The organism is Prochlorococcus sp. MIT 1201, from assembly GCF_047303415.1.
GTDB lineage: Bacteria > Cyanobacteriota > Cyanobacteriia > PCC-6307 > Cyanobiaceae > Prochlorococcus > Prochlorococcus marinus_D.
This window is the reverse complement of the sequence record NZ_CP138947.1, coordinates 256,451-281,902: the sequence shown is the minus strand read 5'-3', so window position 1 is coordinate 281,902 and position 25,452 is coordinate 256,451. Positions and strand designations below refer to the sequence as shown.

The 25,452-nt window shown below is 53.1% G+C and carries 28 protein-coding genes; 16 read left to right on the top strand and 12 right to left on the bottom strand.

Annotated elements, in window-relative coordinates:
• Positions 1-395: 395 nt before the first annotated feature.
• Both SIB41_RS01200 and SIB41_RS01195 read right to left on the bottom strand, forming a co-directional pair.
• On the bottom strand, positions 396-1,289 hold the full coding sequence (locus SIB41_RS01200; protein WP_413359811.1) for an AEC family transporter: 894 nt from the start codon (positions 1,287-1,289) through the stop codon (positions 396-398).
• Positions 1,290-1,384: 95 nt separating this feature from the next.
• Positions 1,385-2,020 (bottom strand): 2OG-Fe(II) oxygenase, encoded by a 636-nt coding sequence (locus tag SIB41_RS01195; RefSeq protein WP_413359808.1) that lies wholly within the window; start codon positions 2,018-2,020, stop codon positions 1,385-1,387.
• Between the two features lie 157 nt (positions 2,021-2,177).
• On the opposite strand from SIB41_RS01195, the gene SIB41_RS01190 reads away from it, so the two are divergent.
• Positions 2,178-2,654: an EVE domain-containing protein gene (locus SIB41_RS01190; RefSeq protein ID WP_413359805.1), complete on the top strand. Its 477-nt coding sequence runs from the start codon at positions 2,178-2,180 to the stop codon at positions 2,652-2,654.
• A gap of 152 nt (positions 2,655-2,806) precedes the next feature.
• On the opposite strand, the gene SIB41_RS01185 is transcribed toward SIB41_RS01190, so the two are convergent.
• The 4 genes from SIB41_RS01185 to SIB41_RS01170 form a co-directional block, all read right to left on the bottom strand.
• Positions 2,807-3,061 (bottom strand): DUF2811 domain-containing protein, encoded by a 255-nt coding sequence (locus tag SIB41_RS01185; protein ID WP_052646236.1) that lies wholly within the window; start codon positions 3,059-3,061, stop codon positions 2,807-2,809.
• A 364-nt stretch (positions 3,062-3,425) separates the two neighbouring features.
• A complete protein-coding gene (locus SIB41_RS01180; RefSeq protein ID WP_413359803.1) occupies positions 3,426-3,803 on the bottom strand; it encodes a DUF1818 family protein in 378 nt (125 codons plus the stop codon).
• 4 nt (positions 3,804-3,807) lie between these two features.
• Complete coding sequence (locus tag SIB41_RS01175) at positions 3,808-4,035, bottom strand: DNA-directed RNA polymerase subunit omega (RefSeq protein ID WP_011130810.1); 228 nt, start codon at positions 4,033-4,035, stop codon at positions 3,808-3,810.
• A gap of 48 nt (positions 4,036-4,083) precedes the next feature.
• Positions 4,084-4,368: a hypothetical protein gene (locus SIB41_RS01170; protein WP_063403791.1), complete on the bottom strand. Its 285-nt coding sequence runs from the start codon at positions 4,366-4,368 to the stop codon at positions 4,084-4,086.
• 40 nt (positions 4,369-4,408) lie between these two features.
• Here SIB41_RS01170 and SIB41_RS01165 point away from each other — a divergent pair, with 40 nt between their 5' ends.
• Positions 4,409-6,034, top strand: coding sequence for an Hsp70 family protein (locus SIB41_RS01165; RefSeq protein ID WP_413359799.1), 1,626 nt, complete (start codon positions 4,409-4,411; stop codon positions 6,032-6,034).
• A gap of 130 nt (positions 6,035-6,164) precedes the next feature.
• On the opposite strand, the gene pyrR is transcribed toward SIB41_RS01165, so the two are convergent.
• On the bottom strand, positions 6,165-6,716 hold the full coding sequence (gene pyrR / locus SIB41_RS01160; RefSeq protein WP_413359796.1) for a bifunctional pyr operon transcriptional regulator/uracil phosphoribosyltransferase PyrR: 552 nt from the start codon (positions 6,714-6,716) through the stop codon (positions 6,165-6,167).
• Between the two features lie 163 nt (positions 6,717-6,879).
• On the opposite strand from pyrR, the gene gpmI reads away from it, so the two are divergent.
• The 4 genes from gpmI (at position 6,880) to SIB41_RS01140 (ending at position 10,419) form a co-directional block, all read left to right on the top strand.
• Complete coding sequence (gene gpmI / locus SIB41_RS01155) at positions 6,880-8,502, top strand: 2,3-bisphosphoglycerate-independent phosphoglycerate mutase (protein WP_413359793.1); 1,623 nt, start codon at positions 6,880-6,882, stop codon at positions 8,500-8,502.
• A gap of 57 nt (positions 8,503-8,559) precedes the next feature.
• Positions 8,560-8,790: a preprotein translocase subunit SecG gene (gene secG / locus SIB41_RS01150; protein WP_413359791.1), complete on the top strand. Its 231-nt coding sequence runs from the start codon at positions 8,560-8,562 to the stop codon at positions 8,788-8,790.
• Between the two features lie 738 nt (positions 8,791-9,528).
• Complete coding sequence (locus SIB41_RS01145) at positions 9,529-9,819, top strand: hypothetical protein (RefSeq protein WP_041384555.1); 291 nt, start codon at positions 9,529-9,531, stop codon at positions 9,817-9,819.
• A 99-nt stretch (positions 9,820-9,918) separates the two neighbouring features.
• Positions 9,919-10,419, top strand: a complete 501-nt coding sequence (locus SIB41_RS01140; protein WP_413359788.1) for a hypothetical protein — start codon at positions 9,919-9,921, stop codon at positions 10,417-10,419.
• A gap of 206 nt (positions 10,420-10,625) precedes the next feature.
• Here the strand turns inward: SIB41_RS01140 and groL are convergent, their stop codons facing one another.
• Both groL and groES read right to left on the bottom strand, forming a co-directional pair.
• Entirely contained in the window at positions 10,626-12,260 is a 1,635-nt protein-coding gene (groL, locus tag SIB41_RS01135; protein ID WP_011130817.1) for a chaperonin GroEL, read from the bottom strand.
• A gap of 81 nt (positions 12,261-12,341) precedes the next feature.
• A complete protein-coding gene (gene groES / locus SIB41_RS01130; protein WP_011130818.1) occupies positions 12,342-12,653 on the bottom strand; it encodes a co-chaperone GroES in 312 nt (103 codons plus the stop codon).
• A 228-nt stretch (positions 12,654-12,881) separates the two neighbouring features.
• Here groES and atpD point away from each other — a divergent pair, with 228 nt between their 5' ends.
• From atpD to SIB41_RS01115, 3 genes are all read left to right on the top strand, one after another.
• Positions 12,882-14,348, top strand: a complete 1,467-nt coding sequence (atpD, locus tag SIB41_RS01125; protein ID WP_011130819.1) for a F0F1 ATP synthase subunit beta — start codon at positions 12,882-12,884, stop codon at positions 14,346-14,348.
• An 84-nt stretch (positions 14,349-14,432) separates the two neighbouring features.
• Positions 14,433-14,834, top strand: a complete 402-nt coding sequence (gene atpC / locus SIB41_RS01120) for an ATP synthase F1 subunit epsilon (RefSeq protein WP_413359785.1) — start codon at positions 14,433-14,435, stop codon at positions 14,832-14,834.
• Between the two features lie 33 nt (positions 14,835-14,867).
• Complete coding sequence (locus SIB41_RS01115; protein ID WP_413359783.1) at positions 14,868-15,539, top strand: transaldolase family protein; 672 nt, start codon at positions 14,868-14,870, stop codon at positions 15,537-15,539.
• 103 nt (positions 15,540-15,642) lie between these two features.
• Here SIB41_RS01115 and SIB41_RS01110 read toward each other — a convergent pair whose 3' ends face one another.
• Positions 15,643-16,167: a 30S ribosomal protein PSRP-3 gene (locus SIB41_RS01110; protein ID WP_413359780.1), complete on the bottom strand. Its 525-nt coding sequence runs from the start codon at positions 16,165-16,167 to the stop codon at positions 15,643-15,645.
• Between the two features lie 65 nt (positions 16,168-16,232).
• Between SIB41_RS01110 and SIB41_RS01105 the strand changes: the two genes are divergently transcribed.
• Entirely contained in the window at positions 16,233-17,018 is a 786-nt protein-coding gene (locus SIB41_RS01105) for a TIGR01548 family HAD-type hydrolase (RefSeq protein ID WP_413361294.1), read from the top strand.
• Between the two features lie 105 nt (positions 17,019-17,123).
• Positions 17,124-17,906, top strand: coding sequence for a transposase (locus tag SIB41_RS01100; protein WP_413359778.1), 783 nt, complete (start codon positions 17,124-17,126; stop codon positions 17,904-17,906).
• A gap of 322 nt (positions 17,907-18,228) precedes the next feature.
• Here the strand turns inward: SIB41_RS01100 and SIB41_RS01095 are convergent, their stop codons facing one another.
• Positions 18,229-19,218, bottom strand: a complete 990-nt coding sequence (locus SIB41_RS01095; protein WP_413359776.1) for a carbamoyl-phosphate synthase — start codon at positions 19,216-19,218, stop codon at positions 18,229-18,231.
• Between the two features lie 108 nt (positions 19,219-19,326).
• Positions 19,327-20,604, bottom strand: a complete 1,278-nt coding sequence (locus SIB41_RS01090) for an aminopeptidase P N-terminal domain-containing protein (protein WP_413359773.1) — start codon at positions 20,602-20,604, stop codon at positions 19,327-19,329.
• Between the two features lie 18 nt (positions 20,605-20,622).
• On the opposite strand from SIB41_RS01090, the gene SIB41_RS01085 reads away from it, so the two are divergent.
• Genes SIB41_RS01085 through SIB41_RS01065 form a run of 5 tightly spaced genes read left to right on the top strand, consistent with a single transcriptional unit; the run spans position 20,623 to position 25,445 of the window.
• A complete protein-coding gene (locus SIB41_RS01085) occupies positions 20,623-20,856 on the top strand; it encodes a hypothetical protein (protein WP_413359770.1) in 234 nt (77 codons plus the stop codon).
• The gene (locus SIB41_RS01080) at positions 20,853-21,848 is read left to right on the top strand and encodes a CNNM domain-containing protein (protein WP_413359767.1); all 996 of its coding nucleotides are present in this window, start codon (positions 20,853-20,855) and stop codon (positions 21,846-21,848) included. Before SIB41_RS01085 ends, SIB41_RS01080 begins: the two co-directional genes overlap by 4 nt.
• Positions 21,848-23,170 carry a DUF697 domain-containing protein gene (locus SIB41_RS01075; protein ID WP_413359765.1) on the top strand — a complete coding sequence of 441 codons (1,323 nt, stop codon included), beginning with the start codon at positions 21,848-21,850 and terminating at the stop codon, positions 23,168-23,170. Before SIB41_RS01080 ends, SIB41_RS01075 begins: the two co-directional genes overlap by 1 nt.
• Positions 23,167-23,751: a nicotinate-nucleotide adenylyltransferase gene (locus SIB41_RS01070; protein WP_413359763.1), complete on the top strand. Its 585-nt coding sequence runs from the start codon at positions 23,167-23,169 to the stop codon at positions 23,749-23,751. Before SIB41_RS01075 ends, SIB41_RS01070 begins: the two co-directional genes overlap by 4 nt.
• The gene (locus SIB41_RS01065; RefSeq protein WP_413359761.1) at positions 23,751-25,445 is read left to right on the top strand and encodes an NAD+ synthase; all 1,695 of its coding nucleotides are present in this window, start codon (positions 23,751-23,753) and stop codon (positions 25,443-25,445) included. Before SIB41_RS01070 ends, SIB41_RS01065 begins: the two co-directional genes overlap by 1 nt.
• Positions 25,446-25,452 lie beyond the last annotated feature (7 nt).

Below are 25,452 nucleotides of genomic sequence, written 5' to 3'. Positions count from 1 at the left end.
AAGCGCGAAGAACTTAACAAGTAAAAGCCCAGATGGGTATACCTCATTCCCGCTCTAATCAAGCACTGCAATTGCTGAGACAACTTAACATCGTTGATATAAACTCATTGCTGATAAGCTGTAGGCCTAGATCTTATCACTGCTACTACAATTAGCATTCACTAAAACTCATCGAGAAATGTTTTCAAAATACACCTTAGCAGCAGCGCAAACATCAATTCCTCAAATCTCAACCATGGCCAACATAAGACAGACCATCAACGAGTAAGCAGTGAAAACTTCCTTTTGAAAGAGAGCAAAGATACTTAGGGAATTAAAAATCGTTAACCAACTCAGGCAATTCATTAACAAGAAGTCGCCTCTATGATTTTTTGAGAATAACTTCAATTCTTGAATTAATTAATCGATTGAAGAAGTAAATAGCAAATAGGGATTGTCGCCAATGAAATCAAAGTACTCCAAGCCACTAAAGAAGCCGCAACGTGTTGCTCTTTACCACTTGCTTCCGCTAACAACAAAACAGATATAGCTGTGGGTGTAGCCGCCTGCAAGACAAGGGCATTAGACATCAAAGTTGACAAGCCAAAAGCCTTTGCAAGAGTCAACATTAAGGCAGGAAGAAACATCAACTTTACCAGCAAGCTAGGCCCAAGTATTGAGAACAAGTTTCTAATTCCTGGATTATTAACAGACCCAAAAGAGCCCAAACGGATCCCAACAATCATTAGAGCTAGAACAATCACAATTCTGGATGGGGCCCAAAGAGCAGAGGTGATTTGATCATTCCATGGAGTCAACTGAACAAAAAACGCCCCAACCAATCCCTTCGTCGCAGGACTACTAGTCAGAACACCTAAAAGATTAGTCCAAGCAGCTCTGCCCTTCAATTCGGATGAGGAGTTTGCGAAAAGTATGGGTCCTAAACTCCATACAAGTAACGTGGAGGCAAGGTCATAACCAATACTAAAACTGAGTGCTTGACTTGGCAGAAGAGCCAATGAAACAGGAATCCCTAAATGGCCTGAATTCCCAAAGACACTACCCAAAAGCAAACTTCGATTACCAATAATAGTTCTGATTTTTGGGAAAGTTCTAATAACAACTATCAGCAATCCAATCGCAAGAAATGACATCGCAAGGGCCTCAAAAAGGCGCCAATCCATCCCACTCTTGAGCAGAAGACCCATCAGGCTTACTGGTATACCAAAGTTGATAAGAGGTGACGCTATTTGAGATGCAAGTTCTGCTTTAAAGCGACCAATCAAATAGCCGAGTGCCAGCAAAGGCAACAATTCACTAAAGAGTCGCAGAATCAACATTTAACGAACTCAGTGTAAAAAAATTTATGAGTCTTGGGCTGAGAATTTGCTTTTGAACCAAAGTTTCAAGAGGCTGCCAAACGTGAAAGATAAGAGTCTCTACTGCCTGCATTAATCCATCCTGTAGCAATCGTTTTAGTGCTTTTATGATTCACTCGGCCACGATGAATATGAGATGGGCCTGCAGGGAAAATAACTAGCTTTCCTCGCTCTGCAGTTTCATGATGTTGCTGCCAATAAAACTCAGTACCAGCCGAATCAAGATCATTGCAATAAAGGATCCAAGCAAGCATTCTATGAACAGGCTCTGTTGCCTCATCGCTGATAGTCCAATCACAATGCCAGCGTTTGAAACCTTCCCCAGGACCATAACGTTGGATATTAAAAATCGGAATAACAAACAGAGACTGTTCTGGAGAGCACTCTCTAAATAACGGACGATCCTTAACATATTGATCGAGAGCAGCAGTAACACCTCGAACAATCACATCTGCAAGAGCAAATGCCTCTGGATCTGAGCGATCAATTGCAACAAGGCTGATATCGGTTGACACTTTGGCTGGTTCTGCCTGGGATGAAGATGAGTTATTGCCGAATGCGACTCCACTATGTTGAAGATCAAGGCGCCGATCAAAGAATGACATCACCCCATCAGCAACAGCCTCGAAACCAGTGTTGCGATAGCAAGCAATCAGATCCAAAGACACAGATTTTCAATAGGGATTGGCATCAAGTTAATTACCTTTTCAAAGGAATGCCTCTATAGCTCGATTAGCTAGAAAGGTTCATAACGAATAAGACCCCGAGGAAGGGGGCTAGCAAAACTTTATCCAAACCACCACTTTCTTTTGAGATCCCATGGCAAAACAAGACCCTAACTACTGGTTGATGAAAAGCGAGCCCGATGCCTACGGCATCGACCACCTCCAAAAAGAAGGCAGCACCCTCTGGGATGGGATTCGCAACTACCAAGCACGCAATTTTATGCGTTCGATGCTCATAGGAGACAAGGCATTCTTTTATCACTCAAACTGCAAGCCTCCTGGAATCGTAGGGCTCATGGAGGTCATTGAAACCGGCCTGGTGGACCCCACACAATTTGATCCAAAAGCCAAGTACTACGACCCGAAGTCATCACCAGACAAGCCGCGCTGGGATTGCGTTCGACTGCATTATCTCGGACGCTTTAGCGAACTCCTAAGTCTAGAAAGTCTGCGGGACAAATACAGCGCTGAGCAACTACCAGTGCTTCGCAAGGGCAATCGCCTCTCAATCTTGCCGATTCCCAAAAGCACTGCCAATGATCTGCTGCAATGGCTTGGACCACTCCACTAAGCCTTCCTCAAAACCAATCACTGAAAAGCTGCTCTTGTCGTCAGACCAGATGCCAAGAACATGTCTGAGGCTCGAACCACAAGCCAGCTAAAGAGTCTTCAGCCAAGTAAGGCGCACCCTGCTGCCACTAAAGAATAAGCCAGCAGCAGCATTCAAAATCCCTGCATCAGTGAATCGCTGCGAAACATGTTGGCCACGTAAAGACGGGTGATCTCTCTTGAATCCACCCCGTTCTGCACAAGGAAGCCAGCCAAAGCTGCTTTGATCAACCGATACTGATCCCAATTGGGACATGTCTCGATAAAGCCTGCCATGGCCTCTTGCAGAGGCAGAGGCAGTTCGGCCTGGAAGCTGACCACACCATCCTGCACAACCTCCTGGGATTGCACCTTCTGAGCTTGCACCATCGGTTGTCTCACAGTTTCTTCTGCGATCTCTTGGACATCCCTCAAGTGCATCTTGGCTCCAGAACACGACACCAGTTCTCCACACCTGAACCATTCCCGTCAAGGCCTACCCAAAGACCTCATCTCAATCAATCTCATGGCGAGAACAACGCCCTGACAGCCTTCCTCAGCAAGGCTGTCAGCATGCAGTGCCGATTGGAAGCAAGAACGATCCACGTCAAGGGGGCAAGCATCTAAGCAGACCTTTTTCCACATAGCTGAGCCGATAGGGCGATTCAAACCTGCAAGTTGTGGAAAAACTGTGAATTACCCTGTGCAAGCTCGGGGAAAGATCAATGATCCCGCTATCGATCAGCCTCTCTAATCATTGATCAAAGTCCCAGGTGGTTCTCATCGCAGTGGCCATCTCTTGCGCAGCAGGTACCGACCAACATCCTTCAGCGCCACGGGCCTTCTCGCCATCGCCCTGCAAAATCACCTGCAAGCTCCAGCTGTGACGATCACCATCCAGACAAGCCCACCACGGCTGACGTTCCATCTCCAGGCAGACAGATTCCTCTGCCAGCAGCTGATCAACAAGCTGCTGATGTTGATCAGTGAGTTCAACAACCAGAGACTGCAAACACTGCCACTCATCTTGAGTGAGCTCGATAGCCCAGCCTTCCCCTCCAATCAACACTGGGAAGGCTGTCCTAGCAGGGTCCCTGGCAAGTCGCCAGCCAGGGCCCTCCTGTTGAATCATCGCCTCAGCCAGGCAGCAGATCCGGTTGGTCCTGCTCGTCGCTTAGTTCAACGATGGCTCGCTGAACCGGCTTCACACTCGATTCCTCCAAAAGGCCATCAAAATCATCGAAACGGCGCTGCTTCGCCCGAAACGCAATTCGAACCGTAGTGAGGTAGCGGTTGCTCGACTGACGGATGAGACTCTCCCCACGCTTGGCAAGGTCTTTGGGTTCCACTCCCGATGTGATCACAGAAACTTCTTATCTCTCAAGGTCACTGTAGGCGAGCGCTGCTCAGCATTAGGCCAATAGATCACTGTGAAAGGGCACATGCATGGGATAGCTCCGTTGTAAAGAACCGGGCACCCGCAAAACAATCTGCCGGCCAAGTCCCAAGGCCGCCAAGGGAAGCCTCAGATGGCTCAGCAAGGCGCTGACTTCCTCCAAGTGCTCTGCATCCACACACTCAATCCGGATGCTCCCCCAACTGCGGGTCATGCGGCAATCGAGCAGCGGTTCGAGCTCTGCCTCAATGCAAGGGTCCTCTCGATAAAAAGAGAGCACCAGGCGCTGCAACCGATCCATCGCCATTGTCTCTTAGCCTAGTAATGACTACAACCTGGCCATGGCCATGGACATGCCCCCAGAGGGCGAAGAAAAGCTTCAGGTTTTCCAACAAGTTGGCACCCTTGCCATTGACCTTGGGAACACCACCACGGTTGTGGCCTTCCAGGCTGAACGTGCTGCCAGCCCTCAACTCCTCGATCTACCACCAATCAGCCGTCGCCCAGGAGAAGTCCCCAGTTTGATCTGGGCCGGCCAAGGCAATGACCCCAACCCTCTAGTGGGGCAGCAAGTGGACGAAGCAGGCCTGGTGGGGCAGGGTCACACAAGCTTGAGCAGAGACTTCAAGCGCTGGATCGGTGCACCTCATCCAAACAAAAGCGATGGTTCTTGCCTCTCGCCAGAACAGGCCGGAGAAATCTTGCTGCAGCAGATCTGGCGCCGACTCCCTCCCCATATCGAGGTGCGACGTCTTGTGCTCACTGCGCCAGTGGAGAGCTATCGCGCCTATAGAACCTGGCTGAATCAGGTCTGCACAACACTGCCGGTTGAAGAGATCGCCCTGGTTGATGAACCCACCGCTGCTGCCATGGGTGCCGGCCTACCCCCAGGCTCCAAGCTGTTGGTGATGGACATCGGTGGCAGCACCATTGATCTATCCCTCGTGGCCCTCGAAGGTGGAGAAGGACGGGCGGCTCCAATCGCCCAATTACTTCGATTTGCTGGCCAAGATCTTGAGGACAGCAGCAAACAAGCCCTGCGCTGCGCACGCGTGCTTGGCAAGGCTGGACTGAAGCTGGGTGGACGGGACCTCGATCATTGGATTGCCAATCATCTTTATCCCGACGTTCCGCTCTCAGAAACACTCCTCAATGCTGCAGAGAGGCTCAAATGCCGCCTTAGCCAGGTGGATCTTCGCGCTGAGGCCACCCAGCTGGAGATTGCCGCCGATTCAGAAGGCAATGAAGTCCTGCCTCTACGTCTCTGCCGCAGGGAGCTGGAAGAGCTGCTCATCGCCAGAGGCTTGCTTAACAGCCTGGCCAGCCTGCTCAATGAAACCCTGGCAAGGGGGCGTGGCAATGGTTGCGAACTCAAAGATCTTCAGGGGGTCGTAGCCGTCGGCGGCGGCGCACAAATCCCCCTCGTTCGCAGTTGGTTGCAGCAGCAAACGCAACCAGTCCCACTCCTCACGCCTCCCCCCATAGAGGCCGTTGCTGTTGGAGCCCTGCAACTCACACCGGGGGTCAAAGTTCAGGATGTACTGCACCGCGGAGTCTCTCTGCGCTGCTGGGATCAGCGAGGTGGACAACATCATTGGCATCCGCTGTTCCTCGCTGGTCAGCCCTGGCCAACAACCGCCCCCCTTGAGCTTGTGCTGGCCGCCAGCCGGATCGATCAACTGGAGCTAGAGGTGGTGCTTGCTGAGCCAGACATCAACGAGAGCCATGAGGTCATCTACATCGATGGAATGCCAACCCTGCAATCAAAGCCAGCAGAGCGCAAACTGCATCCCTGGCCAGGAACCTGCCCTACAGCTTCGCTTGCACTACAACCACCCGGTCAGCCGGGGCAAGACTGCCTGAGGTTGCAATTCTCCATCGATGACGATGCCCAGCTGCAGATGGAGGGGCTAGATCTACGCAGTGGTGAGCGGCTAGGCAAGCAAAAGCTTGGCACCGTGCAGTAACTGATTCATCCACACCAACCTCAACGCAATCCAAAGGCAAGACGACCATGGGCTGAACTGACCTCTGTCATCAAGACGAACAACGCCGATGCATGAACACAAAGTTCACCAGCTCAGCGTGTTGTCCTCATCAAGGCAACTGGCGCAAGTAAACCCCCTCTTCTCCATCCACATCAGAGAGGCGCAATTCGATGCTTTCCGTGCGACGAGTCGGAACTTTGCGACCACAGAAATCTGGTTGAATCGGCACTTCCCGATGCCCGCGATCCACCATCACCAACAACATCACCCGCTGAGGCCGGCCCCAGGCCTGAAGAGCTTCAAGAGCAGCGCGCACTGTGCGTCCGGTAAAAATCACATCATCCACCAACACAACCTCTCGCCCCTCAACGCTGTTGGGGAGATCGGTGGGTTGCACCATCCGAGTACCGACTCGACCCAGATCATCACGATGAAAGGTGGGGTCCAAACTTCCCTGATCAATACTATGGCCAGCAATGGGTTCCAACTCTTTGGCCAAGACACGAGACAGATGCACGCCTCGCGTAGGAATTCCCAGAAACAAAAGCTCCCGGCTATCAGCAACAGACTCGAGTACTTGAGAAGCAAGGCGCGAAAGGGTGCGACCGAGCTCCTGGTCAGAGAGGATCTCAACCCGTTCATCACTACCTTTGTCGATCATGGTCGTGACGATTAAGACGTGAGTTTATGCCGATCTTCTCTTGCCTCCAACAACAATCAATGCGTAAAAGCTGACGGAAGTCAGCACAAATGCAGACCAAGACCAAAGGAGGAAGTAACTTCAATCTGGAGAAGTCCTTAATAAGCAATAGCCGCGTGTGAACATGCCCAGCAGCAGTTCCGGAAAATCAAGGCATTTCAACCGAGTTGCACCTGTAGTGCTGGCGATCCTTGATGGCTGGGGACATCGTGAGGAAGTTGAGCACAACTCCATCCGTAGTGCTGAGACTCCAATCATGGATGCCCTATGGCATTCCTACCCCCACACCCTGATCGAAGCCAGTGGTGCCGCTGTCGGGCTGCCAGACAACCAGATGGGCAACTCTGAGGTCGGTCATCTCACCATCGGTGCTGGCCGGGTGATCCGTCAGGAACTCGTTCGCATCAGTGAAACCGTACAAGCCGGAAGGCTGGGGCAAACTCCTGCCCTGATTGCCCTAGCCGAACGGTTGCGCAAGTCTGACAGCACGCTTCACCTGTTGGGACTCTGCTCCGATGGTGGTGTTCATAGCCATATCAACCATCTCTGCGGTCTTTTGCACTGGGCTGCCGCCGCTGGCCTCAACAAAGTGGCAGTGCATCTCATCACCGATGGACGAGACACCCCGATTCAAAGTGCAAGCAAATACCTACACCAAATCGAAGACACCATCAACGCCAGTGGAGTAGGTGAGTTAGCCAGCCTCTGCGGCCGCTATTGGGCCATGGACCGTGACCACCGCTGGGAGCGCACGATCAGGGCCTATGAGGTACTCACCGACCCAAATCAATCGATCAGCAGAGTCACTGCCGAAGACGTTCTTAGCGCAAGTTATGCCAACGGAACCACCGACGAATTCCTAGAACCCACACGTCTTAGCAATAACTACTTCAAAGACGGGGATGGCCTCGTGATGTTCAACTTCCGTCCTGACCGCGCCAGGCAATTGGTGCAAGCCCTCACTCTTCCAGACTTCGATGGTTTCCCTCGAGCCAATCAGCCCAGCCTCGATGTCGTTACCTTCACCCAGTACGAACACGATCTCCCTGTAGGAGTAGCGTTCCCCGCCGAATCACTCGATGATCTGCTCGGTCAGGTGGTCTCTGAACACGGCCTACGCCAATACCGCACCGCAGAAACAGAGAAGTATCCCCACGTCACATATTTCATGAATGGTGGCATCGAACAGCCACTAGCAGGCGAGGAGCGTCATCTTGTGCCATCCCCCCGCGTGGCTACCTACGACCTGGCTCCAGCGATGGCTGCTGACACACTGACCGAGAGTTGTGTGAACGCGATTGAGAGTGGTGTGTATTCACTGGTCGTCATCAACTACGCCAATCCAGATATGGTTGGGCACACCGGTGTGATGGGAGCCGCTCAGGAAGCCATCAGCACCGTGGACCGCTGCATCGGCCGATTGCTGGATTCGACCGGACGAATGGGCGGCACTCTGTTGATCACGGCAGACCATGGCAATGCCGAACTGATGCAAGGTTCAGATGGTCAGGCTTGGACGGCTCACACCACGAATCCCGTACCTGTGATCTTGGTAGAAGGAGAGAAACGCAAGCTGGCTGGCTACGGCAATGACATCCAGCTGCGTGAAGGTGGTGGCCTGGCTGACATCGCACCTACGCTGCTGCAACTGCTGGATTTACCTAAGCCCGATGCCATGTCAGGCTTATCGTTGATTCAAGCCATTGATTCACCAACGCCCTCTGCACGACTCCCTCAACCCGTTTGAGGCGAACGATCGCGAGCCGAAGTCAGAGCATGATCAACACATCCCTAGACTGAGGCCATGATTACCTCTTTTCTCTCCTGGGTCTGGGTCGCTTCTGGCGTTCTCTTGATGTTGTTGGTCCTGTTGCATAGCCCCAAGGGTGGTGGCATGGGAGGGATATCCGCTAGCGGCAGCTCCAGTTTCACAAGCACCAGCAGCGCCGAGGCAACCTTGGACAGGATCACCTGGACATGCCTAGCCATCTTCCTCACTCTTGCAGTGATCCTTAGCGCTGGCTGGCTCACTTGAGCTGAGCTTTGATTCCTCCGTAGGCAAGCAAGATCATTGCCAAAAGGGTTGAACAAACATGTGATTAACCTCGCCAATCGAGATCGAACTCATCACCATGTTTTTGCATGCCAAACTACAACTTAACCCCTCCTGCATAACTCAGAAGTAAGGCAGCTAGTGGAATACACCTCAAAGCAAAAAAGAAAGTTGAGGATGGCAACAGGAAGGGAAGCAGGCCTATCCAAACTCACCGCGATTTAGCATAGACATAGCTTATTCAAAAGATTGCCTGCCTTAAGTTATTATTTAAAATAGGCAATTGTCATCGATCAACAACATGCTCTGGCCTAAAGCAGCAGTAGCAATGCAAAGGTGATCTTGAGCACAACAAGAATCTCATCACTGAGCCAACAAAGCAATTTTAGTGATGATCAAGCAAGCACAGATGGCTGAAATAAAACATCAAGCTATGTTGTATACGATAAGCGGCAAAAACAATAAAGAGAGGATCTCTGATGCATAGACGAAGAATTACAATACGCTTCTGCGGCTTACAATGAATACAACAACAAAGCGAAGGGATGAAAAATCAAGCATCAAAGCTTCTGGCACCCAAAAGCAAGTCAAAGCTCCTTTGCTAAAATCAAGAGGCTAAAGACTATGCCACAAATGGGATTCAAGCTATAATCAAAGCGTTGGCAATGGCGACTTGCTCTCCTGATTTCTTATCGACAAGACATTTATCGGAAACCCAAAATGGCAAAGGCACCAGAGGAGAAAACATCAAAGGCGCCAGAAGAAAAGATCACAACCGATACAATCATCTTACTTCTTATCAGGATTACTTTTATTATTTTTGACTCATTGAAAAGGCTTGTCTCTCTGCTTAATGCTGGGGTAACGAAAGACACACAAACGGATGAAAAGCAAATAGTTCCCGCCAAGGAGTCAAATGATAAGCTAAAAGGATTACTCAAGAAAGAATTGGTCGACCTAGTCATTGCCTATGAGAAAGAAACAGGTATTGACCATCAAAGCGTCAAATAATTAGCCAGTCTGCAGCTCAGCGAGAGGCTGCCAACCCATTCAGTGGCATTCTTGCCAAAAATCAGTGCTCCATAAAAAATCATTTACCCTGAAAACCAAATGCCTCCCAAAGGAAAAGAACTTGCAACAATCATAGAGAAGGCTTCTCCTTTATATGATTACTGGAAATCACAACAAAATGAAGAAGATGAAAAGGCGAGATTGTCAAAGGCAAGCTCAAGCAATCGGGCTGCATATCTATTTAAAGAAGAGCCATACAAATGGGAGAATCTCTATCAAAGTATTACCAGGGAGATTACAAGAGGTGACCGAGACTCAATCAGAGGCCTAAGGATCATCCTCGATACGATCAACAGTTCAGAGAAAGAAAAGATGCTGAAAGCATTTGGCGACCACAAAATTATTACCGAAGAGATACTGTTACTGGTCAAACAGGAAGACGCAAGCAAAACGTCAACAAAGAAGAATTTATTTAGATTTGCACGCATACTATTTGCGATCTTCACTAATCCATATGGCATCGAAATGAAGCGCCCAAAAGCGCACATTTACGAACGCACTGGTGCCGCTGTCTATGCATTAAGGAAAGCGATATCATGAACATTTCTAGAGTAAATTTAGCTTCAAATTGATCTTGCAATGCAAGCATTAAGGCTGCAATGATCATGCCTATTGATCAGCACAACTCGCTCATCGCTGCTACCAGTGATCGTCCTTCATATCGAAAAAAAAGCACCCAGAAGGGTGCTTTTGATCTGTTCTTGATGACATGTGACTTGTGGGACTCCGAAGAGTCCCGGCTTTGATCAGTAGTCGAAGTCACCACCCATGCCGCCACCGCCTGCAGGAGCTGCCTCCTTCTTCTCGGGCAAATCAGCAACGATGCACTCAGTGGTCAGCACCATGCCAGCAATCGAGGCCGCATTCTGCAAACCAGAACGGGTGACTTTGGCAGGGTCAACAATGCCTGCAGCAAGCATGTCGATGTAATCCCCAGTAGCAGCGTTATAGCCGTCACTGATAGGCCTGCTCTTGACGTTCTCGGCCACGACAGCACCATTGGCGCCTGCATTCTCAGCAATGCGCATCAAGGGAGCAGCCAGGGAAGCCTCCACAATGTTGGAACCGATCAGCTCCTCACCGCTGAGGTTGCTATTAGCCCACTTCTGCAGATCAGAAGCGAGGTGAGTCAGTGTGGTGCCGCCACCTGGGACGATGCCTTCCTCAACTGCTGCCTTGGTGGCGTTGATGGCATCTTCAAGACGGAGCTTCTTGTCCTTCATCTCGGTTTCGGTGGCAGCACCAACCTTCACAACAGCAACGCCACCGGCCAGCTTGGCAAGTCGTTCCTGCAGCTTCTCCTTGTCGTAGGTCGAGTCAGTCTCGTCCATCTGCTTTTTGATCTGCTCGCAACGCCCTTTCACCGCCGTCTCATTGCCTTCGGCAACGATCGTTGTGGTGTCCTTATTGATGGTCACACGGCGAGCTGTACCAAGCATTTCCAGCTTGGCATTGTCCAATTTAAGACCGGCGTCTTCGGTGATCAACTGACCATTGGTCAGCACTGCCATGTCTTCGAGCATGGCCTTACGGCGATCACCAAACCCAGGCGCCTTCACGGCAGCCACATTCAGCACACCACGAAGACGATTGACCACCAAGGTTGCGAGAGCTTCCTTCTCAATGTCCTCAGCAATGATCAGCAGGGGCTTGCCAGTGCGGGCAATCTGTTCGAGCACAGGCACCAGATCCTGTACCAAGCCAATCTTCTTGTCAGTGAGGAGAATGTAGGGCTCATCCAGCACAGCCTCCATCCGCTCAGTGTCAGTGGCGAAGTAAGGGGAGATGTAGCCCTTATCGAAACGCATCCCCTCGGTGACCTCCAGTTCAGTGGTCATCGACTTGCCCTCTTCAAGAGAGATCACACCTTCCTTGCCGACTTTGTCCATGGCGTCAGCAATCATCTGACCCACTTCCTCGTCGTTGCCGGCAGCAATGGTTCCACACTGAGCGATGGCGTTGCTGTCACTGATCGGCTTGGCGAGCTCCTCAATCTTGCTCACGAGGAAGTCGGAAGCCTTGTCGATCCCCTTTTTCAAGGAGATTGCATTGGCACCAGCCGCCACATTGCGCAAGCCGGCCTTCACCATGGCATGGGCCAAAACAGTGGCTGTGGTCGTGCCATCACCTGCAGCGTCATTGGTCTTCGAAGCTGCCTGACGGATCAGAGCAACACCAGTGTTCTCAATGTGATCTTCAAGCTCAATCTCTTTAGCGATGGTGACGCCATCGTTGATGATTTGGGGTGCACCAAACTTTTTCTCAAGCACCACATTGCGGCCTTTGGGGCCCAATGTGACGGCCACGGATTCGGCCAGGATGTCAATGCCGCGCTCAAGGGCACGTCGAGCTTGCTCGTTGTAAATAATGCGCTTAGCCATGGGAGGCGTTGTCCTTTAAAAATGATGGATTTGGTCAGTTGAAAGCCGATGTCTGCTGAAAGTCAGAGTCAGCCGCAAAGCTCAGTTGACGACAGCAAGGATGTCCTTCTCGGACAACAGCACGTACTCATCTGTGCTGAGCTTGATGTCTGTACCTGCGTACTTGCTGTAAAGAACCTTGTCACCAACTCCCACTTCGGGAGCCTGGCGGGAACCATCGTCATTGCGCTTTCCAGGGCCAACTTGAACCACCTCGCCCACCTGGGGCTTTTCCTTGGCGGTATCAGGCAAAAGGATGCCGCCCGCAGTTTTCTCCTCTGATTCAGAGACTTTCACAAAAACGCGATCTCCGAGAGGCTTAACGGTGGAGACGCTGAGAGAAACAGCTGCCATGGGTGTATTGAAAGAGCAAGAACAGGGCGCCGAAGCACCACATAACGACCTGGAGTAGCACTCGTGGCCATTGAGTGCCAACCCTATGTGTGTTGATGCTGTGCCGACTAGTCGATACCTGTGCGGGTCACCGAACCCTGAGAAGATCTCGCCATGCAGTGGTAATGTTGCGCCGCTCTGAAAGGGAATGCGTTAGACACGCAACCCCTTGCAAAACTCTATTTTCTTATGGCCGCTGCAGCTACCGCCACCGCCGGCACCAAGGGCGTCATTCGTCAGGTGATTGGCCCGGTTCTGGATGTGGAATTCCCTGCCGGCAAGCTGCCCAAGATCCTCAATGCCCTTCGCATTGAGGGCAAGAACCCATCCGGTCAGGATGTTGCCATCACTGCCGAAGTGCAGCAACTCCTCGGCGACCATCGAGTGCGTGCGGTCTCCATGAGCAGCACGGATGGTCTGGTTCGTGGCATGGAAGCCCTCGACACCGGCGCTGCAATTTCCGTGCCCGTTGGTGAAGCCACTCTGGGCAGGATCTTCAACGTGCTCGGCGAACCAGTTGATGAGCAGGGTCCTGTTACAACCGATGCAACTGCCCCGATTCACAGACCATCACCAAAACTCACTGAGCTAGAGACCAAACCAACAGTTTTTGAAACTGGCATCAAGGTGATTGATCTCCTGGCTCCTTACCGTCAAGGCGGCAAGGTTGGCCTCTTCGGTGGTGCCGGTGTGGGCAAGACCGTGCTGATTCAGGAGCTGATCAATAACATCGCCAAAGAACACGGTGGTGTGTCTGTCTTTGGTGGTGTGGGCGAGCGCACTCGTGAAGGCAACGACCTCTACGAGGAATTCAAAGAATCCGGAGTGATCAACTCCGACGACCTATCGAAGTCGAAGGTCGCTCTTTGCTTCGGGCAGATGAATGAGCCCCCTGGCGCCCGGATGCGCGTTGGTCTTTCAGCTCTCACCATGGCTGAGCACTTCCGCGACGTGAACAAGCAAGACGTGCTGCTGTTCATCGACAACATCTTCCGTTTTGTGCAGGCCGGATCAGAAGTCTCTGCTTTATTGGGTCGCATGCCTTCCGCCGTGGGCTACCAGCCCACCCTTGGCACCGACGTTGGTGCACTTCAAGAGCGCATCACCTCAACCCTAGAGGGATCGATTACCTCGATTCAGGCCGTCTACGTTCCCGCAGATGACCTCACCGACCCCGCACCAGCCACAACATTTGCCCACTTAGACGCCACAACTGTGCTGGCTCGTGCATTGGCCGCCAAGGGCATTTACCCAGCTGTGGATCCTTTGGATTCCACCAGCACCATGCTTCAGCCATCAGTTGTTGGCGATGAGCATTACCGCACAGCACGAAGCGTGCAAGCCACACTGCAGCGCTACAAGGAACTGCAAGACATCATTGCCATCCTTGGTCTCGACGAACTCTCAGAAGATGATCGCCGCACAGTAGATCGTGCCCGCAAGATTGAGAAGTTCCTCTCCCAGCCCTTCTTTGTCGCCGAGATTTTCACCGGCATGTCCGGCAAGTACGTCAAGCTGGAAGAAACCATCGCCGGCTTCAATATGATCATGTCCGGTGAACTAGACCATCTACCTGAGCAAGCCTTTTACCTTGTTGGCAACATCGACGAGGTCAAAGCTAAGGCCGAGAAGATGGCTTCAGAAGCAAAGGGTTAAAGCCCAACGGGGAGTGAGACATCTCCCCGCTAATCACTTTCATCCCCATTCAATTTCTCCACTTCAAACCCAAGCCTCCGAACCATGTCTCTCACCCTCCGCGTTCTGGCACCTGACCAGAGTGTGTTCGACGGCACTGCTGAAGAGGTGATTCTTCCTAGTACCACAGGCCTGATTGGCATCCTGCCAGGCCACATATCGCTTGTCACGGCCCTGGATATCGGTGTGATGAGGGTTCGAACCAATGGGGCCTGGAACTCCATTGCCCTGATGGGTGGATTCGCCGAAGTTGAAGCAGACGATGTCACCGTGTTGGTGAATGGTGCCGAACTCGGCAAGAGCATTGATACAACAACGGCTGAAGCAGAGCTAGAGCAGGCCAAGGCCAAAGTGAGCCAAATGGAAGGCCAGGAAGCCTCAACCGAAAAAATAAAGGCACAACAGAACTTCAATCGCGCCCGAGCACGAGTTCAAGCCACTAAATAAGCCAATCAATAGGCAGCTGCTGAGGGCATTGAGTTGACGCTACAGCTCTTACTCGACAGCGCAGACCCAAGCAAATGGGAAGCATGGCTTCCTACAGGTCTTTTTGGTGGCATCACAACCAACCCAACACTGCTGAGACGAGCCCAACAACCCTGCCAACTTGATCATCTCAAGAGCTTGGCTGCTGCTGCCGAACGACTGGGTTGTTTAGAGCTACATCTTCAAGCATGGGGAAAGCATGCCATCGAGCTAGCAGAATGCGGCGCTGCCTTGGCCCAATTGACGACTCCAGCTCTCACTGTTCACGTCAAACTGCCGATTACCCAAGCAGGAAGCCAAGCAGCAAGCACCCTGATCGCCGCAGAAATCCCCATCACATTCACGGCCTGTTTTGAAGCCTCCCAGGTCTTGATCGCTGCGGCCTTGGGCGCTCAACATATCGCCCCCTACCTCGGACGGATTAACGATCAAGGCCTTGATGGCTACACCGAATTGATAGCGATGCAACGAGCCCTAGAAGGAGTTGGCAGCAGCTGCAAACTTCTGGTGGCTAGTTTGCGCAGTCGTCGTGATCTCAGCCATTTGGCGGCAGCAGGAATCGACACCTTCACGATCAGTGCTGAGCTGGCTGAGGAGCTGTTTGAGGTCAAGGCCACCTTGGATTCTGCTGCTGCGTTTGAGCAAGACGCATGCTCTGGAGCCTGAACTGCACGCTAGCCCATGCAACCTCCGCTTCAGTCTTGCCATTAAAAAACTCCGCCTTAGAGGCGGAGCGGGTCTGCAGAATTCATTCGTTCGGCTGGCTTGATTAAGCCGTACCGCAAAAGGTGACGTCTGGAAACTTGAGCTTGGCTTCTTCGAGATTCTTACCCTTGCCCTCTTCCTGCCAGTAGTTGATCACTTCCGTGGCCTTATTGAGCACCTCAACGCGCTCGTTATCGGTGATCCAGCTCTTGCCTTCTAGCTCACCTTTAAGTGTTTCCCATGCATCTTCGCGAGGCCAGAAAAAGTAAGCCGTAAGAGGGCTGGGACCACCGCCAACGATTTGATCAACAGCCAGAGCCACGTTGTCTGGCAGCCACAGAATCTTCAGCAAGAAGCGACCTTCATCGGCCTTTGGGGTATATCCAGAAGGCACACCATCAGCATCGATCGTTGCAGTCGCTAGAGCAGCACTGCCACCACGCATCATAGGACGGCCTTCCTGAGGCTCCTCCTTGGGTTGCGCCTGATCCTCAACGACGTCCGTCGTGGCCTGTGGATGTGCCTCAGCCACTGCAGCGGCCGTGCTCGCGACCTCTTGATCAGCGGCAGCGCCTTCGGAAACCGTCATGCTCTCTGCGCTCAAGGAATCTGAACAAACAACTAACCTAACAGTCGCTCAACACTCTCTATCCACTGAACCTGCAAGGCCTGCTGCTGTTTGACATCGACGGCGTGATCCGCGATGTAGCAGCCAGCTACCGCCGCGCCATCCAGGAAACAGTGCACCATTACAGCGGCTGGCGTCCCAGCGTCGCCGTGATCGACGCACTCAAAACAGAAGGCATCTGGAATAACGACTGGGACGCCAGCCTGGAGCTCCTCAGACGTGATCAGAAAAGCCGTAACCAAGCCCTAGACCTACCGAGCCGCGAGCAGCTCATAGACGTGTTTAGTCGTTTTTATTTTGGCGGTGATCCCAATGGCGACCCCAGCAATTGGCAGGGCTTTATCCGCAATGAGCCACTGCTAGTTAATCAAAGATTCTTTGAGGAGCTGAGTTCGCTCGGCTTCGCCTGGGGGTTTGTTAGCGGTGCTGAGCCTCCTTCTGCCCGATTTGTATTGGAACAACGCTTGGGGCTCAAGCATCCAGCCTTGATCGCCATGGGCGAAGCACCTGACAAACCAGATCCCACTGGCCTGCTTCAACTAGCCAGCCAACTTGCTGGTAGGAGATTGGGTCAAGGCGTTCCAACAGTCGCCTACCTAGGCGACACGGTGGCCGATGTGCGCACAGTGATCAATGCCCGCCAGCAACAACCCGAGCAGCAATGGATGAGCCTGGCAGTCGCGCCACCCCATTTGCATGGGATCGAGCAACAAGAAGCACGCAACGCCTATGAAGATCGACTGAAGCAGGCCGGCGCCGATCACATTCTGAGCTGCACAACCGATGCGATCGAGACCCTCAAAAACTGGTGAAGATGTCGTCTGGCCAGGTTCGGCCATCTGCTTGATCTCGCGTAGTGCTGCTAAGGAATTTGGGTGAAAGCATGGCTAATGCTTGCGCGCTGATGCCGCCAGCCCATGGCTCGCGCAAAACGCTTACTGCCATCTGGCTGCAGTTTCCATATCACGCTGCGTTGCAATAGCCGGCAGTTCTTGATTGCTACAGGGTTAAGGCGTGATGTGTTGTTGGCGGTACTTAACAACGCCCAGCAGAAATTTGCCGTGAGGGTCTATGGGCTATGCCTGATGGCTAACCACCTTCACTTGCTGCTTAAGCCAACCAATGCCAAGGATTTGCCGAGGTTGATGCATTGGTTCGCTTGGTACTCCGCCATGGCACTCAACCGCTTGAGCGGACGTTGCGGGCACTTCTGGGAGGCCAGGTATTTCTCAACGCCGATCCACCCCAAAGATCACCGGCGAATGCTGAATACCTTGAGGTATATCCATGCCAATCCCAAAGCAGCAGGTGTAAGGAAAGGATTCTTTGATCCCTATAGCAACTATGGCCACTACAGCAGGTTGCAATCAGATGGCATCAGCGAATGGAGTCCTGCCTTTTTAAAGCTATCGGCAACGCTTGATGGCTGCGCCAAGCGCTATGAGCGTTTCTGCCAGCGCTATCGCCATAAGAGTAAAGGCGCTCCTAAGTGCCATTGGGGCAGCCGCATGCTTAAACGACTGGTGAGCAGTGCAAGAACTAGAAGTAAGAAGAAGAGGGTTTCTCCAGGCCAACAACAGCTACCGTTTGCGTTCGATATTCGTCTCAATCAAATCCCAGAGGATTGGCATCAAGTAGCGGTGAGATTTAGAAAAGCCAATGGCATCAGAGATGGAGATCAGACTCTCAAGCTGTGGTGATTAGTTGGGCAATATAAGTAGTTTTCTGGCAGATAAAGTTGACGATAGATTTGTCATGAATGCAAAAAACTATTGCTGATTTTTACCTGCTAAAGAAGACATCAAGGCAACTTTTTGCAAGTCAACGCGCCAGGTATCGATGGTTGTTTCAAGCCAATAGCGAGGTGGTTGAAGAGTCAGCAAGCCCCGGCTAATGCAGGGGCTTTTAGAGGGTATCATCACTCACACAATGGTCATCGGATTCATTTTTTCACAAGCGTGTACATATAATCGGATTTCTCTGTAGGTATTGTCGGTTCCAGTTTATTTATCAATCTACCTCCTAGCACACATAGCATACACAATTCCAGGTTCCGTCATGACACTCACAGGTTTCCACACCGCAGTCGTGCACCCTTACATCCCGATTGGCTGGTGTTGTAGATAACGTTTGAATTGCGGGCATCACTGCTGGTTGTTTCTTGCTTGGTGATCCATAGCCATTAGAGCCAAAGCGATATTTAATGTCTGCTGTAAAGCGTGTATCAAAAGCCTCGTCGTAAGAAAGATTGGCTCCAAGAGTTAAACCATTGCTGATGTTGTAGGCGAGTCTTCCTTTAACACCAGAACCATCAGCATCATCGAGATCACCTTGCTGATAGTAATAACCAACAGAAGCATTGAAATCTGGTGTGATGCTGTAGCCAACATCTAAGCCGTAGGTATCAAGAGCACCACCGTCGTAATGGCTGTTCAGTTTGTGTTCGACATCACCGATTGGAACCAATGCATAGGCATTGAAGTTCCAGATATCAGAGACTGCTTCTAAACCTGCAGCAACTTGAGAGAAGAAGACATCACGCTTATCAAAGACATTGACGCTGGTATCAGCATCACCTGTATTCATTGGCCGGCTGTCATAGCCAGCATTCACTCCATACATCCAGCTGCGATCACCATTGAGCCAGCGGTAACCCAAACGGGTTGAGGTGGAGATGGTTGTACCAGCGACATCGGTATTAACGATGCTGCTTTCACTATCTCGATCAGAGAAGTTGGCATTGGCTAAAGCATCAATAAACCAAACGCTGTTCTCACCAACGGCAATCGGAAGAAACGCTCCAATACCGGCTTGATTGGGTGTTCCGGCTCCTTGCAGTGCTCCTTGAAAACCCCAGTTGAACTGCACAGCATCTTTGAGGTTGATCTCCATCACCCCGAGATCTGCTGCATTGCCATCCTCTTGAGCAGCGACTGGCTGGATGGGAGTGCTAGCCAGTGCAAGAGCAGCAACACCAGCAAGCGACAGAGGAAGATGAAGGGAACGCTGCACTGGGATTAGACGCTTAAAAGATCATTGATTATCTCGAATATTTTTGCTTGCAGCTGTCAGGCCTCTTCAACTGCAGTAATGGATCTCGCCAGAGCAACAGTGATTCGCTTATCGCTGCATGGCTTCAACACTTTTCTCCGCTAACGATGTGAGCACCTCATTCCCCTGCTCACTCACCAGCACATCATCTTCAATACGAATGCCGATCCCCTTCCAACGATCAGCAATCGCAGGTTGCCCCTCTGGCACTGGCAAACGGTCACTGACATACAAACCCGGTTCCACTGTTAACACCATGCCGGGCTCAAGATCCACCGGATGCTCACCAAGGCGATAGGCGCCTACATCATGAACATCAAGACCAAGCCAATGGCCAGTGCGATGCATATAAAGGTGTCGGTAGCCCCCTTGCTCAATCAGTCCATCAACACTGCCAAGCAATAAACCCAACTCCACAAGCCCTTCAACGAGCACCCGCACCGCAAGATCATGCACGCGATCAGCAGTGCCACCCGGTCTTACCTCAGCGATCGCTGCCTGCTGCGCTGCTAAAACCAGCTCGTAGAGAGCGCTTTGCTCAGCGCTAAAGCGTCCGTTAACAGGGAATGTACGAGTGATATCTCCGTTGTAGTAATCAACGAGCGAACAGCCTGCATCGATCAACACCAGCTCGCCATCAACAAGCGGAGCATTGTTAGCGGTGTAATGCAACACGCAGGCGTTATCGCCACCGGCCACGATCGATCCATAGGCAGGGCCGCGCGCGCCTTGCTCAAGAAAATGCTGCTCGATTACAGCCTGCAGCTGTCGCTCATTCATGCCCGGACGCGCCGTATTCCTAGCCAGCTGATGAGCTTGCGCAGAAATCCGAGCCGTCTCACGCATGCGCTCGATTTCCTCTGCTCCCTTGCGCAACCTCAACTGATGGATGAAAGGGCAAGGGGCCACAAGACCAAGCGCTGATACGCCGCTGCGTGGGGCCTGATCGAGTTGCTTGGCCCAAGCCTCAAGAACCAGCGGCTCCACCTTTGGGTGCTTTCCCACCCTGAAGCCAATCGCTTCAGCGCCTTTGAGGTAATCGCCCAACAGCTGAGATAATTCAGCTATTGGATGAGCTCGATCAGCGCCAAACTGCGCCACTGCTCCCTCGACACCCCAACGGAAGCCATTCCATACCTCGGTCGTTGGCTCTTTGGGTTGCACAAACAGCACAAAACGCTCACCTTCAGGCCGATAGGGCAAAAGCAAAGCCACCGCATCAGGCTCATCCAGACCCGTGAGATACCAGAAGTCACTGTTTTGACGAAACGGATACTCGCAATCGGCGTGATGCGTCACGAACGAAGCCGCTGGAATTACCGCTGCCACACCCCCCAATTGCGCCATCAAGCAAGCGCGACGCTGATGGAAGATACACAGATCGGTCACGGCAAGAGACACAACAGCATTTGGACGTCAGGATGGCAGCAGAACACCATGCAGGGGGAACCCTCCATGCCATCGTCCGCCATTAGCGGATCACCACTAATCCTGATGCCTAAGACGGTGACACTGCGTGGCCATGATCAGGAGTGGCCAAAGCATTTACGACTTGTCGTGATCAACCACGACATCCTTACTCCCCCCCGCCAGGCATGAGCAACGACCTGCTGGTCTTAACGCTATTGGTCGTTGTCGTTATCACCGGTTCTGCCTTGTGCTCAGGTGTGGAGGCAGCACTGCTCACAGTGAATCCTGTGCAAGTGCATGAGCTGGCCGCACGGCCCCAACCAATCGCTGGCTCCAGACGCTTAGCCCAACTCCGTCAAAGGCTGGGACGCACTCTCTCTGTACTGGTGATCGCCAACAACGGCTTCAACATTTTCGGCAGCCTGATGCTTGGAGCCTTTGCGGCTTATGTCTTTGAGAAGCACAACATCAGTGATGTGGCCTTGCCGTTGTTTTCGATAGGTCTCACATTGCTCGTGATCGTGCTGGGCGAGATCCTGCCGAAATCTCTCGGCAGCCGCCTGGCCCTATCGGTTTCCCTCTCCAGTGCCCCAGTGCTGCACCTGCTGGGCCTGCTGATGCGTCCTGTGGTGGTTTTGCTCGAGCGGTTATTGCCAGCAATTACCGCCGAGAACGAACTGAGCACGAATGAGAATGAAATCAGGCTGCTGGCAAGGCTGGGGTCGCAAAAAGGGCAGATCGAAGCCGATGAAGCTGCCATGATCGCCAAGGTGTTCCAACTCAACGACCTCACAGCCCGCGACCTGATGATCCCCCGGGTAGCAGCTCCCACCCTCGATGCTGCTGCCAACCTTGAAACACTTCGCCCTGAACTGCTCACCCACAACGCCGAGTGGTGGGTCGTGCTTGGCAAAGAAGTCGATAAAGTTCTTGGCGTGGCCAGCCGCGAAAGGCTGCTCACCGCCCTTCTGCAGGATCAGGGTCACCTCACCCCTGCAGACCTCAGTGAAACGGTGGAATTTGTACCTGAAATGATTCGCGCCGATCGACTACTCACTGGCTTCCGTCGTGACAACAGCGGCGTGAGAGTGGTGGTTGATGAGTTTGGCGGTTTCGTGGGCGTGATCGGTGCCGAAGCGGTCTTGGCCGTACTGGCCGGCTGGTGGAGGAAGTCAAGCTGATGACGCAACCCCCCTCCACCCCCGAGCGCTGTCACCTTCTACTCAGCCAGTGGGTCAAACAACTATCGCTGAGTAACCGCGAATACAACCAATTCGCTGGGGAGCTGATCGCACTCAATCGCCAACTCAAGCGATTGGAGCAGCGTCGCTTGCGCATCGCAGTGTTTGGTCGAGTAGGAGTCGGCAAATCAAGCCTGCTCAATGCACTGCTGGGCCAGAACATCTTTGCCACCGATGTAGCCCATGGCTGCACCCGTCACCAACAAGCGGTGGATTGGTGCCAACCGATTAATAATCTTGATTCTGTAGAGCTGGTCGACACTCCCGGCATCGATGAGATCGCTGCTGCCGGCAGGGCACGGCTAGCGGCGAGGGTAGCTCTGCAGGCCGATCTGGTGCTGCTGGTTCTTGACAGCGACCTCACCACCATCGAAGCAGCTGCCCTCAAGACCCTGCTCAAAAGTGGCAGGCCGATCGTGCTTGTGCTCAACCGCTGCGATTGCTGGTCGCCAGAGCAGCGCAATGCACTTTTGGCAAGTATTCGCAGCCGCCTACCCGCTGCAGCTCTCCAACTACAACTCCATGCTGTGGCCGCCGCGCCACGTGAGCCCCAGCTTCGTGCTGATGGCCTTGTGCGTAGCAAGATCTGCCCCCCTCAAGTGGAGCCGCTGCGCAAAGCCCTGATTCAGCTCCTGATGGAGCAGGGTGAGTTGCTTTTGGCTCTCAATGCCTTACGCCAGGCCGATCGTTTTTACCAGGTCCTCAAGCGAGGACGGTTGCAGCGAAGCAAGGCTGCAGCCCAAGGCTTAATCGGCCGTTTTGCCGCCATCAAAGCTTCCGGTGTGGCGGCCAATCCTCTAGTGCTGCTGGATCTAGCCGGAGGTATGGCTTGTGACACTGCTCTGGTCGTCAAGCTTTGCCAGCTCTATGGCCTGCAGATCGGCGGCCCTGCAGCCCGGCAACTACTCGGCCGACTCTCAAGCCACAATGCCCTTCTAGGAGGTGCTCAGTTGGGCATTCAACTGGCGCTCAGCGCAGTGCGTCAGTTGCTGCTGCTGGCAGTCCCCTTCACCGGCGGTTTAAGCCTGGCGCCAGCAGCCCCAGTTGCCCTCGCTCAAGCAGCCCTCGCCGTGCACACAACACGACGCACCGGCCGCCTAGCAGCACGAGAACTACTGCTTGGCAGCCAACGACGCGAGGCCCAACCCGCTGCACTGCTAAGGCGCCTGGCTGCCAACGACCCTCAAGTCCGGCGCTGGCTGATCGATTGGCCAGAGCTGGCGGCCAACGAAGCGTGCCAACTTCAGACCCTGCTTCCATGAGCAAGCATCAGGGCACCATCGCCCTGTTTGGCACCAGCGCCGACCCCCCAACCTGCGGCCACCAAGCACTGTTGGAAGGCTTGGTGGCGATGTTCCCAAAGGTCGCCACCTGGGCTAGCGACAACCCGATGAAACGCCACTGCGCCCCATTGGATAAGCGAAAAGCTCTGTTGGCTACTTTGGTGAAGGCGATCGCTAATCCGCAGCTAGAGCTGATGCAAGAACTCAGCAGTCCATGGGCGATCACGACTCTGAAACGTGCAAACACTCGCTGGCCTAGCAGCGAATTGGTGTTTGTGGTTGGCAGTGATCTGGCCGGCCAAATCCCCCACTGGAAAGATGCTCGAGCTGTCTTGCAACTCGCCCGCCTCGCCATTGCTCCTCGTCAAGGTTGGCCACTACAGCTACAGCAACTCGAAGCCCTGGAATGCTTGGGTGGTCGTATCGAGCTGCTACCAATGCAAATCCCCGCCACCTCAAGTTCTGAGGTGCGCAGTCAACCCAAGCCGGCCCAGATCCCTGCAGCATTGTGGCCATTGGTTCTGGAACAAAACCTCTACGGCCTCGCCACCAGTCCCTGATGCGCCTTGCTCTAGCCCAGCTCAATCCACTTGTAGGCGATCTGGCTGGCAACGGCGAAAAGATTCTGGCTGCCTGCCGTGAGGCTGCTGATCTCGGTGCAGATCTGGTACTCACGCCTGAGCTTTCCCTGTGGGGATATCCACCCCGAGATCTGTTGCTTAGCCACAACCATCTCGTTCAACAAAGCGATGTGCTCAACCAGATGGCGAGCATCCTGGCCCGCGAAGCCCCTGAGCTGGCAGTGGTCGTGGGCCTAGCTGAGCAAGCCCATGACCCTCAACTGCCCCAGCTCTTCAATGCTCTAGCCCTGATCAAAAGCTCCCAATGGCAGGTGGTAGCTCGCAAGCAACTGCTACCCACCTATGACGTCTTCGATGAAAAACGCTATTTCCGCCCGGCAGGCACTCCGGCTGTGTTGGAGTTTGAACGCGATGGGCGTCGCTGGCGCCTTGGGCTCACAATCTGCGAAGACCTCTGGGTGGAAGAAGCACTGCAGGGCAAGCGCATTGCCGGCCCTGACCCCATCGCAGCGCTCCTGCCACAAAACATCGACCTACTACTTAATCTCTCAGCTTCGCCATTCAGCCAATCCAAAGAACTTCTGCGCCAGCGCTTGGCCGCTAGGGCTGCGCAGAGACTGAGCGCTCCGGTGATCTATGTGAATCAAGTGGGCGGCAACGACGAGCTGGTCTTTGATGGCGCCAGTTTCGTCGTCGATGAACATGCTGAGCTTGCCCTGCAATTGCCCAGTTGTCGCGAAGCACTAGCCATCTGGGATGCAACCTCTACAGCCACCCATCTCGACATTCCTACGATCGAACCACTGGAGAAATTATTCCGGGCATTGGTTCTAGGTGTGCGTGACTACGCTGGCAAATGTGGCTTTAAACGTGCCCTGCTTGGCCTCAGCGGTGGTATCGATTCGGCCCTGGTGGCCGTGATCGCTGCAGCGGCCATAGGTGCCGATCAGGTGACATCCCTACTGATGCCTTCACCCTGGAGTTCAGCTGGTTCAATTGATGATGCCCTAGCTCTAGCCAAACGACTAAGAATGGCTACCCAAACTGTGTCGATTGCGACCTTGATGACGAATTTTGAGGCCGCCCTCATCCCTCCTCTCGGCAAGCCACCCGAGGGCGTTACTGCAGAGAACCTCCAATCCCGCATCCGCGGCACCTTACTGATGGCATTGGCCAACCAACAAGACCAGCTGCTGCTATCCACTGGCAACAAATCCGAACTAGCAGTGGGCTACTGCACCCTCTATGGCGATATGAACGGCGGCCTAGCCGTGATTGGAGATGTCTACAAAACCAACGTCTTTAGGCTCTGTGATTGGCTTGACAGCCCTGCCGCCGAAACATGCCGCAAAGAGGTAGGACTACCAACTAAAGGCGAACTGATCGGTACGACAATCCGCCAAAAGCCTCCCAGCGCCGAATTGCGCCCGAACCAACGCGATAGCGATTCACTACCCGACTACGCCCTCCTCGACCCTCTGCTTAAAGCTCTGATTGAAGAACGCCTCAGTACGGAGCAACTTGTCAGCAGAGGACATGACCCTGCCCTCATCGAGCGGGTGCAGCAATTACTGCGACGGGCCGAGTTCAAACGGCGACAGGCCCCACCCCTGCTGAAGGTGAGTTCACAAGCCTTTGGCAGCGGCTGGCGGCTACCGATCGCCGCCGAATAATCACCAC